The organism is Wukongibacter baidiensis (assembly GCF_050888315.1).
GTDB classification, from domain to species: Bacteria; Bacillota; Clostridia; order Peptostreptococcales; family Caminicellaceae; genus Wukongibacter; species Wukongibacter baidiensis.
In genome coordinates this window covers 5419390-5432804 of record NZ_CP138202.1, presented here as the reverse complement: position 1 = coordinate 5432804, position 13415 = coordinate 5419390, and the positions used below count along the sequence as shown (strand labels likewise).

17 protein-coding genes are annotated in these 13415 nt (G+C 31.2%); 5 read left to right on the top strand and 12 right to left on the bottom strand.

Annotated features, from left to right (window positions below; translation table 11 throughout):
- Positions 1-144: 144 nt before the first annotated feature.
- The 3 genes from R9X47_RS24550 to R9X47_RS24540 all read right to left on the bottom strand — a co-directional run bounded on the left by R9X47_RS24550 (position 145) and on the right by R9X47_RS24540 (position 959).
- The gene (locus R9X47_RS24550) at positions 145-366 is read right to left on the bottom strand and encodes a hypothetical protein (RefSeq protein ID WP_432663732.1); all 222 of its coding nucleotides are present in this window, start codon (positions 364-366) and stop codon (positions 145-147) included.
- A gap of 135 nt (positions 367-501) precedes the next feature.
- A complete protein-coding gene (locus R9X47_RS24545; protein WP_432663731.1) occupies positions 502-624 on the bottom strand; it encodes a hypothetical protein in 123 nt (40 codons plus the stop codon).
- Positions 625-755: 131 nt separating this feature from the next.
- Entirely contained in the window at positions 756-959 is a 204-nt protein-coding gene (locus R9X47_RS24540; protein ID WP_432663730.1) for a helix-turn-helix transcriptional regulator, read from the bottom strand.
- Between the two features lie 184 nt (positions 960-1143).
- On the opposite strand from R9X47_RS24540, the gene R9X47_RS24535 reads away from it, so the two are divergent.
- Complete coding sequence (locus tag R9X47_RS24535) at positions 1144-1500, top strand: helix-turn-helix domain-containing protein (protein ID WP_432663729.1); 357 nt, start codon at positions 1144-1146, stop codon at positions 1498-1500.
- An 82-nt stretch (positions 1501-1582) separates the two neighbouring features.
- On the opposite strand, the gene R9X47_RS24530 is transcribed toward R9X47_RS24535, so the two are convergent.
- The 7 genes from R9X47_RS24530 to R9X47_RS24500 form a co-directional block, all read right to left on the bottom strand.
- Positions 1583-1717 carry a hypothetical protein gene (locus R9X47_RS24530; protein ID WP_432663727.1) on the bottom strand — a complete coding sequence of 45 codons (135 nt, stop codon included), beginning with the start codon at positions 1715-1717 and terminating at the stop codon, positions 1583-1585.
- A gap of 799 nt (positions 1718-2516) precedes the next feature.
- Positions 2517-3344 carry an IS3 family transposase gene (locus R9X47_RS24525; RefSeq protein WP_432663726.1) on the bottom strand — a complete coding sequence of 276 codons (828 nt, stop codon included), beginning with the start codon at positions 3342-3344 and terminating at the stop codon, positions 2517-2519.
- Between the two features lie 14 nt (positions 3345-3358).
- Positions 3359-3706 carry a transposase gene (locus tag R9X47_RS24520; protein ID WP_432663725.1) on the bottom strand — a complete coding sequence of 116 codons (348 nt, stop codon included), beginning with the start codon at positions 3704-3706 and terminating at the stop codon, positions 3359-3361.
- A 252-nt stretch (positions 3707-3958) separates the two neighbouring features.
- The gene (locus R9X47_RS24515) at positions 3959-4804 is read right to left on the bottom strand and encodes a hypothetical protein (RefSeq protein WP_432663724.1); all 846 of its coding nucleotides are present in this window, start codon (positions 4802-4804) and stop codon (positions 3959-3961) included.
- A gap of 112 nt (positions 4805-4916) precedes the next feature.
- Positions 4917-5720 (bottom strand): hypothetical protein, encoded by an 804-nt coding sequence (locus R9X47_RS24510; RefSeq protein ID WP_432663723.1) that lies wholly within the window; start codon positions 5718-5720, stop codon positions 4917-4919.
- A 116-nt stretch (positions 5721-5836) separates the two neighbouring features.
- Positions 5837-6391, bottom strand: coding sequence for a guanylate kinase (locus R9X47_RS24505; RefSeq protein ID WP_432663722.1), 555 nt, complete (start codon positions 6389-6391; stop codon positions 5837-5839).
- A 26-nt stretch (positions 6392-6417) separates the two neighbouring features.
- Positions 6418-7710, bottom strand: coding sequence for a deoxyguanosinetriphosphate triphosphohydrolase family protein (locus R9X47_RS24500; protein WP_432663721.1), 1293 nt, complete (start codon positions 7708-7710; stop codon positions 6418-6420).
- Positions 7711-8039: 329 nt separating this feature from the next.
- On the opposite strand from R9X47_RS24500, the gene R9X47_RS24495 reads away from it, so the two are divergent.
- Positions 8040-8327, top strand: a complete 288-nt coding sequence (locus R9X47_RS24495) for a hypothetical protein (protein WP_432663720.1) — start codon at positions 8040-8042, stop codon at positions 8325-8327.
- A gap of 286 nt (positions 8328-8613) precedes the next feature.
- Here R9X47_RS24495 and R9X47_RS24490 read toward each other — a convergent pair whose 3' ends face one another.
- Complete coding sequence (locus R9X47_RS24490) at positions 8614-9048, bottom strand: hypothetical protein (protein WP_432663719.1); 435 nt, start codon at positions 9046-9048, stop codon at positions 8614-8616.
- A 428-nt stretch (positions 9049-9476) separates the two neighbouring features.
- On the opposite strand from R9X47_RS24490, the gene R9X47_RS24485 reads away from it, so the two are divergent.
- Genes R9X47_RS24485 through R9X47_RS24475 form a run of 3 tightly spaced genes read left to right on the top strand, consistent with a single transcriptional unit; the run spans position 9477 to position 11316 of the window.
- Positions 9477-10085, top strand: a complete 609-nt coding sequence (locus R9X47_RS24485; RefSeq protein ID WP_432663718.1) for a DUF4489 domain-containing protein — start codon at positions 9477-9479, stop codon at positions 10083-10085.
- Positions 10086-10124: 39 nt separating this feature from the next.
- Positions 10125-10679 (top strand): DUF4489 domain-containing protein, encoded by a 555-nt coding sequence (locus tag R9X47_RS24480; protein WP_432663717.1) that lies wholly within the window; start codon positions 10125-10127, stop codon positions 10677-10679.
- 46 nt (positions 10680-10725) lie between these two features.
- On the top strand, positions 10726-11316 hold the full coding sequence (locus tag R9X47_RS24475) for a DUF4489 domain-containing protein (protein ID WP_432663716.1): 591 nt from the start codon (positions 10726-10728) through the stop codon (positions 11314-11316).
- Positions 11317-11568: 252 nt separating this feature from the next.
- On the opposite strand, the gene R9X47_RS24470 is transcribed toward R9X47_RS24475, so the two are convergent.
- Positions 11569-13224 (bottom strand): DUF4274 domain-containing protein, encoded by a 1656-nt coding sequence (locus R9X47_RS24470; protein ID WP_432663715.1) that lies wholly within the window; start codon positions 13222-13224, stop codon positions 11569-11571.
- Between the last annotated feature and the right edge of the window lie 191 nt (positions 13225-13415).

The following is a 13415-nucleotide window of genomic DNA, read 5'->3' as shown; positions in this document are numbered from 1 at the left end:
CCCCTTCTTTTTTAACACAAGTTATTATATCTAATCGGTGTGTACTCTTTGTGTCCTTTCTGTATCTTTTTTAGTTATTTTTTACAATAAAATAACCCCTTAAGAAATTTGACTTCTTAAAGGGCCGATGTCTGAGATATAGCACTATTTTTCACCTATTTTCTTTTCTAATTCATCTATTTTCTGCTCTAGCATGTCTATTTTTTCATTACGTTTTTTGATCATTTTTGGTAGTCTGAATAGTGAAGGTATTTTGAATATAACATATCCTATTGCACAGGCTATTACTATTATTAGTATTGTGTTTATTATTTGAAATATAAAGGTCCAGCCAACTTCTACTTGGCCGAGCTTTAATCCTTCCATAGTGTATCGCCTCTTTTCTTGTATAAAGTCTATTCCCTAGTAGCGAAATATTTCTTCGTAAATCTTTGATTTCCTGTATTATATTTTATGAATTTTTTCTTAACGGATTTTGGGACTAGATTTTGTGTGGTTTGGCTATTTGTTAGATTTTTTCTTTTTGTATTTTTTAAGTTTTTTGTATGCAAGCATGATTAATAGGATTATTGTCCAAGCTACTAGTCCAATTATTCTGTCTTTTAGTGGTATTCCTAATAGCATTTTTTTGCCTCCCTTGGTTTTGTTGTTTTCTAATGATTTAATGATGTAACTTTAAGGTTATATGCATAGTTTTAGGTCTCTAATGAAACTATACATACTATAAAAACATTTTTGGTTTCCATTTCAGAAACTTAATCATCAAAAAAAATTTCTTCAATAGACTTATTAAATAATCTAGATAAAATTTTTGCCTCTACTAACGTAAATCTAGTTGTACCGTTTTCTTTTTTATAGTAAGCTGCTTTTGTCTTTAGTCCTAAAGCTTGTATTATAGTTTCTATAGAAACTCTTTGCTCCTTTCTTATTTTACTTAATCTCTCTTTTAAAATAGTCATCACCTCCAAAATTTTCTATATTCTATACTCATATTTTAGTTTCCGTTAAAGAAATTGTCAAGTTCTATTTCTAGATTAATATTCCATTATAGATACTAAACTTTTGTTTCCATTTCAGATATTATACAATGAAGATAGTTCTAAATGTAAATAGTAAATATACCTTAGTCGTATGGAGGAAATAATGAATTTTGGAAAGAAATTACGCGAACTTAGAGAAAGAAAAGGTTTAACACAAGAAGAACTTGGTAATATATTAAATCTAACCAAGGCTAATATATCTAAGTATGAGAATGGAAAATTAGAGCCAAATTTAGAAACACTGAAAAAGGTTTCTGATTTATTCCAAGTTTCAGCTGAGTTTTTATTGGATGCATCTATGGTATATGCAAAGAAATCAAAGAAAGAGAAGATAGGCAATGATATTATTCAGCTTCTAATAAAAAAGGGCATAATTGCCAATGGCGAAGAATTAACTGATAAAAAGAAAGAATGGTTATTCGATCTTTTAGATAAAGCCATAGACATGTCAAAGCTTTGAATCCATCTACATCTAATCTTTAGCAAATCATTTGCATTATATAACAAAAATTGATTCTGTTATTACTAACAGAATCAATTTTTTAATCTTCATCACTTTTAGTTACTTCTGATTTGAATTTAAAATGCTTAGTATCAATATTTAAGTTAATATTGAAAACTGTGAAAATTGCAATAAATACGATAAGTAAGCCACCAATTAAAAACAGGATTTTCATAATTTCAACTCCTCCAAAATTTAATTACATATTGTAATAAGATGTTAGTATTATTATAATATATTATTCAAAATTTTTGTACATACTTATGTACAAAATTGAATTTTTTTATAAAATTGTAAATTGAGGTAGACTATTACTATAAATATGATATAATAAAATGGTAAGGAAGTTTTAATAGCCCTTACAGCTTACCTAATGTAGTGGGTAAGATAAATATGTATTTTATTTAAAGAAAAAGATAACTCCCATAAGTTATCTTTTTCTTTATGCCTATTTAAAATACAGAAGGTTTCCAAGAAAATCATTTGCATGTATATAGGGACGAATTTGGAGTGCCCCCATTTTAGTGCATGCTTTGGGTACGGTAAATTTATAAGTTTTTTTATGAGCAAAGATGCTTCTTTTTATAGATACTTTGGTGTAATCCCACAAGATTTTTTTGAGGTCTAGCATTTATGTAATGATCCATGTATTCTTCAGCTACTTGTTTTACACATGTAAGTCTTTAATTTTTTATTCATGATATGAATAGTCTCACATTTGTAATGTCTGAAAAAGCTTTCAACTTTAGCATTATCCCAGCAGTTACCCTTCCTTGACATACTTTGTATTACTTCAAATTCTTTTAGTAAGTCAACATAAGCATTGCTAGTATAATGAACACCTTGGTCACTATGAATAATGCTTCCTTTAAGATCAAATTTTTTAGATAATAACTTAATTGTATACATAGGGGACGGTTTGGAGTGACCCCATTTTAGTACACACTTTGGGTACGGTAAATTTATAAGATTTTTTATGAACATAGATGTTTCTTTTTATAGATACTTGGGGGTAGTCCCCCAAGATTTTTTTGAGGTCTAGCATTTATGTAATAATTCATGTATTCTTCAGTTATTTGTTTTACATCATGTAAGTCTTTAATTTTTTTATTCATGATATGAATAGTCTCACATTTATAATGGCTGAAAAAGCTTTCAGCTTTGGCATTATCCCAGCAGTTACCCTTTCTTGACATACTTTGGATAACTTCAAGTTCTTTTAGTAAGTCAACATAAGCATTACTAGTATAATGAACACCTTGGTCACTATGAATAATACTTCCTTTAAGATCGAACTTTTTAGATAATAACTTAATTGTATCTATGCTAAGATTCTTATCTTGAGAATCGCTTATATTCCATGCTACAGGTTCATTATTAAACAGATCTATTACCGTGCATAGATAGATCATCTTTCTTCTCGTAGGAATATAAGTAATGTCTGTAACAAACTTTTTACCTGGTTGGGGTGAACTAAAGTCCCTGTTTAAGACGTTTTCTTTAATTATGCTTTTATCCTTTGGTTTTCTAAATTTTCTTCTTACTATTGAGTGAATATTGTTCTCTCTCATTATTCTTTGTACTTTTTTATGATTGACGGTAAGACCATACTGATTTTTAAGTATTGCTTTTATGGACCTGTACCCAGCTCTTTTATTTGATTTATTGTATATATCTATAATTAACTTGTCAATCTTGGTACTCCTATTTAATGGTTTATTTTTATATCTGTAATAAGATGACCTACTCACACCTGCAATTTCACACAGTAGACATATAGGGTAATCAAGCTCTAATAACATAATTACTTTATATTTTATTTCTCTGATTTTGAGTTTTTTTTAATAAAGGGTTTCATATGATCCAAACCTTCATAATATGCAACCTTAGCTTTTAGAGCTTGAATTTCTTCTTCGTATTGCTTCTCTCTAGGGGTTCTTGTATCTTCTCTTAGGACTGATTCCTTGGACCTAGCTACACTCTTGTTAGGTTTAGTTGAATCAGGAGGTAGCAGACCTTTTTTCTTTAGTTGATCTTCCCATTTGTTTACATAGTTCTTGCTTGGAAGATTATACTTTGATGCGATTGCCCTAACACCAAGAGTACTATTATAATAATCTTTGATTACAGATAGTTTAAATTCATCAGAATACTTTCTTTTCATGAGCACAACCCCCTTATTAAAAGTATATATTAGCGTCCCTATTTTGTATACTTTTAGGGGTGCAGACCAGTTCCAATTTACCATGATGTGTTCATGACCTAATAACAATATTGTACTCTATACCTGCTAAGATAATTGTTATTCTTTCTATGTGACTAGAATTCTGGCAAAACTTAAACCATGTACCAAATGATACCATAAGTAAAATAGCTATTAACACTAATATACTCAATAATCTTCCCTCATTAATTTTTACTTAGACAACTCTTCCGTCTCAATATTGACAATATGTCTACCACCTAACCATTCTTCTATAAATTTTGGCGGCTTTTTGTGCCAATCCTTATCATTGGTATAGTAGTGAACACCCTCACCAGAATCTATAGCTGCTATGATATGATTCCTTTTATTGTCCAGCATAACAACTGCTATATCGCTCCAGCTTAGCAAACCAAATGTTCTAATTCTATAGTTCTTATAGTTACTTTCCTCATCAAAATAAAATTGAGCATAATCTATAAAAGTGTCGTACATGTCGCCTGTCAGATCTTTAAATATTTTTTCTTGCTCATCTGTATCTACTAAGCCTGCCTCAATAGCAGTAGGAGGTTGAATATTAAGCTCCTTTACATAAACTGAATCGAATGAAACACCTGCACCACAGTAGTAGGTATAGTTATTACTTTGAAGCTGAATTCTACCTTCTTTATCTAAGCTAAATATAAATTCTACACCATCTTCTGTTTTATGAATAGCTTTCCCATTTACGATTTTTGTAGTATCATCATAACCTCCAGTACGACAACCATTGTAAGCATTTAAATTAAATTCGATAAGGTTGTCTGATATAGGTTTTATACTCAGTTGAGATCTTCTATGATAGCTTGAGTTAGCACCTACCCATTCACCATACCATTGTTTAAGACTTTCATCTACTTGAATTTCTTTATCATGCTGTGGGCCCGCTTCAGCTTTCCTCGATATTTCGTTATTTGATTCTTCCACTTTCTCAGCCATTTGAAAATCCTTTGGGATTGAACATGATGTTAATAAAACCATACATAGTAACAATATACTTAGTTTTTTAATTCTAATCATCAATTACCACTCCAATTATCATATCTTCTTATGAAATAAATAAGCAAACCTTTTATATACCTTTGGGATGGTTCCGATTTATAATCAGAATCGTCAGCTTTAATTAGCTAGCCTATTCATATGTTTTGTCAATAAAATAATTTAGCATAAGATCTCTAAATTCATTCCAAAGCTTCTTTTTATCTATTCCTAACTTTTTTGCTATTTCTTTTTCGAAGTCTACCTTACCTTTCTTAAATAATTCCTTCAAAAATCCTGGATGCTCTTTTTCTAGATACATAACAGCCCAATAACCATAGACATAATTATAGGCAATTGTATTTTTATCAGCCTTTGACAGTTTTTTATAGGTTAACTTTTTATATTGATTATCAGAAAACATTTGAGTTGTATCGTTACGAACTGTCTGCTCTCCTAATAATTTATCAACTGTTACCATAGCAATTCCTTCATTTAGCCACATCGGTAGTTTAAGCTTCGAAGAAAATACATGTACTATTTCATGACAGATAATATGCTGTAACTTCTTTCTCAAATCCTTATCTCTTATAAATATCTTATCTCCAATGCTTGTATCAGCTTTAGTCAGTAATTCCATTGGTTTAATAACTATCGGTGAGTATTTTACTTTTAGAAGGGTTATTCCCCCAGCAAATTTCCACACTTTTCTTGCGCTAAAATACCATAGAGGAAATACTAATCCAAAAGCTATTTTCAAATACCATGGGGCAGCAGCAAATACAAAGTATGTATAAGAATCTACCACAAAGATTTTATATTTTGATGGAACGTTAAGGCCCCATGTCTCATAAATTAAATCCTCTACATTTTTATAAATATCATTTACAATCTCAGCACTATCTCGGTATTTAAAATCATATGTTAATGATAAATTATCTAATTTCTTCTTTTCCATAGTTCTGTAACTCCTTTTTCCACAAATCTATATACCTTATACCACATGGGCAATCTTCAGGTGGTGCAGACAAGGTACAATCTCAATTTATCTCTGTCCTTATCTTAAACTTTACATTATTTTTCTTTCTTATGTTTTTGCATTCCTGTTTTAAATACTTTTAATATATTACATGACTTCTCCCAATTTGATTTAGAATTGTTTATTATAATATCACTTAAATTCATTACAGAAGTAATCTCATCTGAATATGTACTCAATCTCTCTTTAGTATTTTTATCTTTTCTTTTGATAAGATTCTCTTTACATTCTTCATATGGTGCAATCACTCCTATAATTAAAACCGAGTCAGGAAACTTGTTTTTCAATTTTTCTGCGCCATTAGCATCAACTACTATTGAACCATAATCATTTGAATCTATTAACTTCTTTATAGAGTCTAAACCTGTACCATATAGATTTCCATTATACTCGGTATACTCAAGCAATAAACCTTCTTTATGCATATTTAAGATTTGATCTCTAGTAGCAAAATTATAGTGTATACCATTAGTCTCACCTAGACGTGGCTGCCTTGATGTCCAGGTGATAATTGGTTTATATCCCAGTAAGTTTTGCAGTGTTGATTTCCCAGAACCACTAGGTCCTAGAAATGCGATAATCTTAATCATATTCTTTTACTCCTATATAATATATTTTAAGGTCTATAATTTAACTCATTGTATGCTTGATATATTTTGTCCAATGCTTGTTCTCCAAAATACTTTCTATATGTTGCTATCGCATATGACTCCATCATTCCACCGATATAGTCAGCTACAAGCCTTGGTTTTTCTTTTTCTAATTCAGTTCTATATTCAGGAGGAAGCAAGCCATTTCTCTTATTAAAATTATCATCCATATATAATTCAAATAGTGATCTAATAATTGTTTCTCCCCGTTTTTCATAGATTTGAATCATATCACTACGATTGATACAGTTAAATGTAATTTCCTTTAAAGTTTTTGCCATACTACCAAATGTTTGAAAATCTAGTTCTTCATCACGTAAGGTACCCGTCTTTTTCCTTTTTTCTTCTTCAACTTTGCAGAACTCTATATCATTTATTAGCGTGTTTACAATATTCCCCAACAATTCTTTTCTCAATAAAAAGGCATATTCCTCAGATGATTTTAAATTACTAGCTTGACCTGCTACATCCCTAGCCTTTTTTACTAGTTCAATAAATTTTTTATATCCTACATCATCATCGTTTTTTACTTTTGTCCTATATTCATAAATCAATTCATCAATTGTAAATAATCTAAGGCTTAAACCATCTTCAAGATCATGAGCCCCATATGCTATTTCATCTGCTAAGTCCATAATTTGAACATCAAGGGTACGTACTTTTATATCATACTTGTCTATGTTCTTTTTCAGTTCTTGAAAATCCTCATCATAAATAAATTTATTGGAGTCAATACTCCTTGTTTTATAATACTTTGTAACACCTAGCAAAGTTCTTAGTGTAAGGTTTAATCCTCGGCTTTCGGGATTCTTCTTCTCAATTCTCATTAGCACTCGTAATGTTTGAGCATTTCCTTCAAATCCACCAACGCCTTTACATAATTTATCTAAAATTTTTTCACCATAATGTCCAAATGGTGGATTACCCATATCATGGGCTAAAGCCACCGTTTCAACTACATAGGTATTTTTATATCCGAGATTTTCAGCAATTGCTCTAGCTATTTGAGATACTTCTAAACTATGTGTAAGGCGATTACGAAAAAACTTTTCAGTTTGTACTCCTAGTAACTGCATCTTTCCTTGTAGTCTCCTAAATGATGAAGAATAAACTATTCTTGTATAGTCACGTTGGAATTCGTCCCGCTCTCCACGCCTATCTCTTTCTTTATTCAATCTCATATTGAGTTTATTTAATTCTAAAATCTCATCTTTCGCTATTTCTTTAAGCTTATCAAGTTTATCTTCATTTTTCATCATAATCCCCCTAGAGTTTGTCAGTTCATTAAAAAGGTCTTTTCTTTTTCAAGATTCTACATATTCTTTACATACTATATTTCCCCTGCAATTCCTTCTTGATTTTCAATCTTATAATTTAACTCAAGTCTAAAAATAGGAAAGTACTAAAAGTTGACTTTCCCATTTTACAACTCAATTTAAATCGTTTCACTTCTCTATACCGTATAAAACAGATTCAGATATTATCCTTGAGTTTATTTCTAAAGCACTTTCTAGTAAATCAAGTGCTTGTAACACAACTGAGCCTTAACACATATATATCTAGTAGATTAAGGAAGGGAGGTGTCTCAATGCTTGATCTTAATCTTAACGAAACTATTGTTGCGCCAGTTGCCACAGCTGATACAGCTATTTCTTTAGATAGTCCTTTATATACTATTGAATCAGTTAACACTACAGAACTTAGAGCTCAGTCAGTTGCTACTAGCGCGGGAAATGAACATACTGTTCAAAAATCCTCTAACGAAAGTTTAATTGCAACAAAGGTTCCTCAAGGCGAAGTAGCTCTATTGACTTCTACTCCAGCTAATGAAAGGCAACCTGTTGAAAGGCTTGCGGTTATTCGTTTTAAGTTGTGACTTTAAGATTTTCCATATAATTTAAATACTATAAATCTTATACATCACAATGGAAAAAATTAAGAGAAACTCTTAAAGAATTTCTCTCCAAGTTTTTTGAAAAGAAATAAAAATAGAAGACATAACAAAGGTAAAGCTGTTATGTCTTCTATTTTTCTGTTTTCTAGGATTGATAAAAAAATTAATAATTATCAAAGTAATTTGTATGTATTTAAACTACTTTACTTATAATCCTCTGGCTTCTTAGGCCTTTCAGTCTTAATGCAGGAAATAATTATATCTTTTGTTAGTTTTTAAAATAATGAACATATCCCTCAACATTCACTGATGATGAGTCTGGTGTTATTATAAATCTACACTCATCATTTGAAAAACGCACTGAACTATCCCAGAAAGATACATATGAATTACTGGAATGTATTTTATCTGAATAAGTCGATACTGTTTTGAAAACCCAGCCTTGTCCTGCAACATAATCCTTTTTTTGCATTTCAACTTTTATTATATCACCGTAAGACCCTCCATAAACTCTAAAATTAATAGAAGGGTTTCCGCTGGTAACAACTGCCTCAGTAGTATAAGAAGTGCTATTAGCTCCCCATCCTGTCCCTATTCTCTCTTCAGAGAAGTTTAGTTTAAACCACGTACCAGCGAAACTCATAGTCGTTAACATTAAAACTATCAAAGTTATTAGAGTAATAGTTGAAATTTTTCTTCTCATGTAAAACCATCTCCCTTTTTTTGTAATATTTCCTACATTAAAACATATTATATCATATTTTACATTTAAATTGTTTGTTTTTTAACAAAATTAATTAATTTTGTTAAACTATTACAAATCAATAAAGGACGAAGTATTAGAGAATTTAAAAATAAAGACCATATCCAGGGGTCACTTCAAACCGTCCCATTGATATAAGTAAAGTAATACAGAGTTAGTATCTAGTACAAAATTTCTCTTTAATCGAATGCATGTAACAAATTTTGATATGAGACATAGTATAAAGTGATAATTAGAGATAACTTTAATCTCCTAATATTTTGTATGTAAGAGCTATAGTTCATTTCACAAAGTAAAAACTGACCGATAATAGAAGGGTTATATACCCTCGTGTTTATTTATATAAAAAGAAGGGAGGATTTAATTCAATGTCAGGTTATATGAAGGTTCCTGATTGTGACTGTGATAAAAGAAAAGTCATTATAATTGAGAAAGATAAAGATTACTATGAAGAATATTATGAGTGCACTTCATGTGAATCACAACGTCCAAAGCAAAGGGGAGTAATTTTGGCCTGCGGTAAGCAGAATATGGATATTGTAATTGATATATTAAACCCGCCAATATCCGCTACTTTACCAATAGAAATAGTAAGTGTTGCCCTTGATACTACTTTGCAATGCTGTCCATTGGTTCTCTTAAACTTTTGCTGTACGATTTCAGTACCTCAGCTAAATCTAGGTCAAACTGCTGATTTTGTAAATTATACAATTACATTGTTTAAGGAATGTGACGATATTCCAAAACAGCAATTGGCAGTATATACATTTACGAGAACAGCACCATTCGATATTTCAAGTGACTCATTCTGCTTCAAATTTTGTGACTTTAATAATACTTGTGTAGGGTGCTGTTTCTATACAATAGAACTTACTAGAGTTCAGACTGATACAACAAATTTTTCAACTGGTGACTCTACAATCAGCCGAGCCACTGTTACTGCAAAATCTCAAAGAGTATATGATGATGAATTCTAAGAGGTATTGAATTAAAAGTAGAAGGGAGGATATTAAACCATGTCAGGTTATATAAAAATACCAGATTGTCATCGCGACATGAAAGAAGTCATTTATATAGATAAAGAGTTTGAGGAAATTTACGAATGTGATACTAATGAAGAGCTGCATCCTAAGCCAAGAGGGGTAATAGCTGCATGTGGAACGCAAGCTAGGAACATTGATTTTGGAATAGAAGAAATAGAGTTACCTGTTGAAATAGCCCGAGTTACTATTGATACATCTTGTTTATGTAATCCTCTTGTAGTAATAGACTTTTGCTCTATTGTTACTCTGAATTTTGATGTGCAGGCAGCTACCTTTGTTCTTTCACTCTCAAAGGAATGTGAGGGAATTTCAAAACATACGATTGATACCTTTGAATTCAGAAGAGATGATACTGATACTAGCGATTCATTCTGTTTTGATTTTTGTGATTTCAACAATAGTTGCACTGGATGTTGTTCTTATATAGTTGAGATTACCTTTGCCTCTGTAACTAGAGGAGATGCAGGACTTGCAACAATAGGTCAAGGTGTCATAACAGCTAATGCACAAGGAGCATGCAGCGATTAGTTCCGCAGTATAGAAGATAAAAAAATAGAAGGGAGGATTTAACCATATGTCTAGAGATCCAAGGTGCTCCGATTATGATAGGAATTATAAAAGGAAGAATTGTGACAATAGAAAAGAAGAAGTTATTATTATTAAAAAGGATAATGATTTCAAGAAAAAATGTGGATGTTCACCATGTAAAACCCATCCAAATCAAAGAGGCGTAATATTAGCATGCGGAAATCAGAATAACACCATAAACATTAATAATAATATTCCTATTCCAGCTCCTACGGTTGAAATAGCAAGGGTTACTATTGATCCATCAGTGTTATTTAATCCATTGGTAATAATCGAATTTTGTTCAATTATTTTTTCTCCATCATTAATATCAACTGAACTTACTTTTGCATTATCTAAAGAATGTGAAAATATAACTAAAAAAGTAGTAAAAAAAGTTGTTTATAAAAGACCAGATAGCTTAGGTGCTTCCGAAGACTCTTTCTGTTTTAAATTCTGTGACTTTGAAAATAATTGCATTGGAGGAAGTTGCTCCTATATAGTTGAACTTGTTGAAGCAACAGTGTCTAGTACTGGTAGTACTATTAGCCAAGGAGTTATAACAGCTGAAGTTCAGGGATCCTGTGTGGATTGCTAGTTAATCAATAAAAAACTGTTTAGAATATTATTGGAATGAGATTAAAAAAATAGTTTGAAACCTCTGGCAAATGCGGGGGTTTTTTTGTGCATAACTTTTGGACGGTTTCCATTTGTAATTAGAAACCGCCCATTTCAGTCCCAATATCACATTTTCATCTTCAACAATGATTTACACTGTTTCAACAGCTTCATACAGTTCCAACTTATCATCTTCATCTCAAAAGAACCACCCCAGCGATGTTCATTTGTTTTATGATTTCAACCACCCTTTTAATAAGGCTTTTATTCCCTTTGGTGTTACTGGAAGAAACATAACCTCTGGTATTCTCTCTTTAACCATCACATCAGCATAGGTATTAACATGCTCTTTACCTGGATCAAATGCTATATCACATTTTTTAAAATAGCCCGATGTATATAATTTTTCAATTTTTTTTATCAGCTTGTAATCTTCCTTTGCGTGACTAGGGATTTGACCTTCGTCCTCATATTGAGTGTACCATCCTACCCCAAGTGTCCAGTATATCTTTAAAGCTGTCCCTTTATCGCAGTTAGGATGCTCAATAACCCATTCCAAGAATGCATTACCTTGATCATAGTTATAACTATTAACCATTTTCTCTAAATCTTCGCTACTGCTTTTAATGGTTTTAATATTAGAAAAGTCTTTTCTAAGCCAGTGGTGACGTTCAAGCTGAGTATCTCTACAGATTAGTCTTATTGTGTCTGAATCTATTCCATTTATACTATATTCTAAATAAGCACTGTCTTGGCTTGCTGAAATATCTATTGTTTTTACACTAGCATAGTTTATAAAAAGCTCAGTATATTCACAATGAGTTCTAACCTGCTCAACATCAGCTGCTCTCCCAGTAATACCTAAATACTTTAATTCGGGGCATAATGTTACATCCAAAGTCTTGATTTCTGGGTCCAGCAAATAAATCCTATGCAATTTTTCTAATTGAATTTTCAAAGTCAAACCACGATAGCTTACTAATCTAAGTTCTTTTAATTGCTTACATTTATTTAATTGATCTGAGCCTAAAAATTGCCAACCAACATTTAGGTCGAGTTTTTCAATGTTTTTATATTCAAATGTAGCCTTCACCAAATTTTTTTCTGTTAATAATAACTCTCTAAGTTTAGGACACTTCTCTAGATATAATTCTTTAATATTGGTATTCACTAAGTCAACAAGCTCTAGATTAGGAGCTTCTATACTGATCTTTTTCTTATCAAATCGGTCAATACTAACATCTTTTAAGTAATCAAGTGTTAGCCTTTGAATATTTGTTAATTTTTCAATTGGTATGTCTTGAGACATCCTCATAATAGATAAAGTCTCAAGTAGATTCCAATTTATATCTAATTGATTAATGTCAAGCTCTAGAATACCATCAAGTTGAATATCCTTCAGCTGGGTTAAATTATGAAATTCAGATTTCTTTAGCTTTGGTGTCCGTAATATGAGGGTATGTAGATTAGGTGAATCGACACTCAGTTCTACAAGCTTACTGGCTCTAATAGCAAGTACTTTTAAACTAGAACAGTCAGACAAGTTTATCTTTTTGATGCGATTTTCTCTTGTTTTTCTATAATCCTCAGACAAGTAAAATTCCTCAAGATGAGGTAAGAAGTTTAAGCTATCAAATGTTTTTTGCTTGTAAAATTCAGGAGAGATATTAAGGATTTTTAGATTTCCATTCTCTAATAATGTCGCTTTGGTTCCTGCACTTAAGTTCTCATTCTCAAGAAGTATTCTGATAACTTCATCTTCTTCCATGCTACAACCTTCGCTCAACTCTTTAATCAACTGCTGCTCAGGTTTATTAAAATCATTAACCCCAAAACCTTTTTTTAATGATGATTGTTCTAAAGAATTCTTATTAGTCTCGTCCTTCATATGCTCTCTCCCCCTTAATCAAATAATCTCTTCTTAGAGTATCAGTAATGTATATAGCCTCATTTCATTCCCGCTCCGTACTTTTATAATGTTTATTATAACATTAACGAATACATAGAAACAAATAAACATAATACACGTTCCAGCTAAATCAAAGGCCTGTAACACAATTGAGCCTTAACACATATATA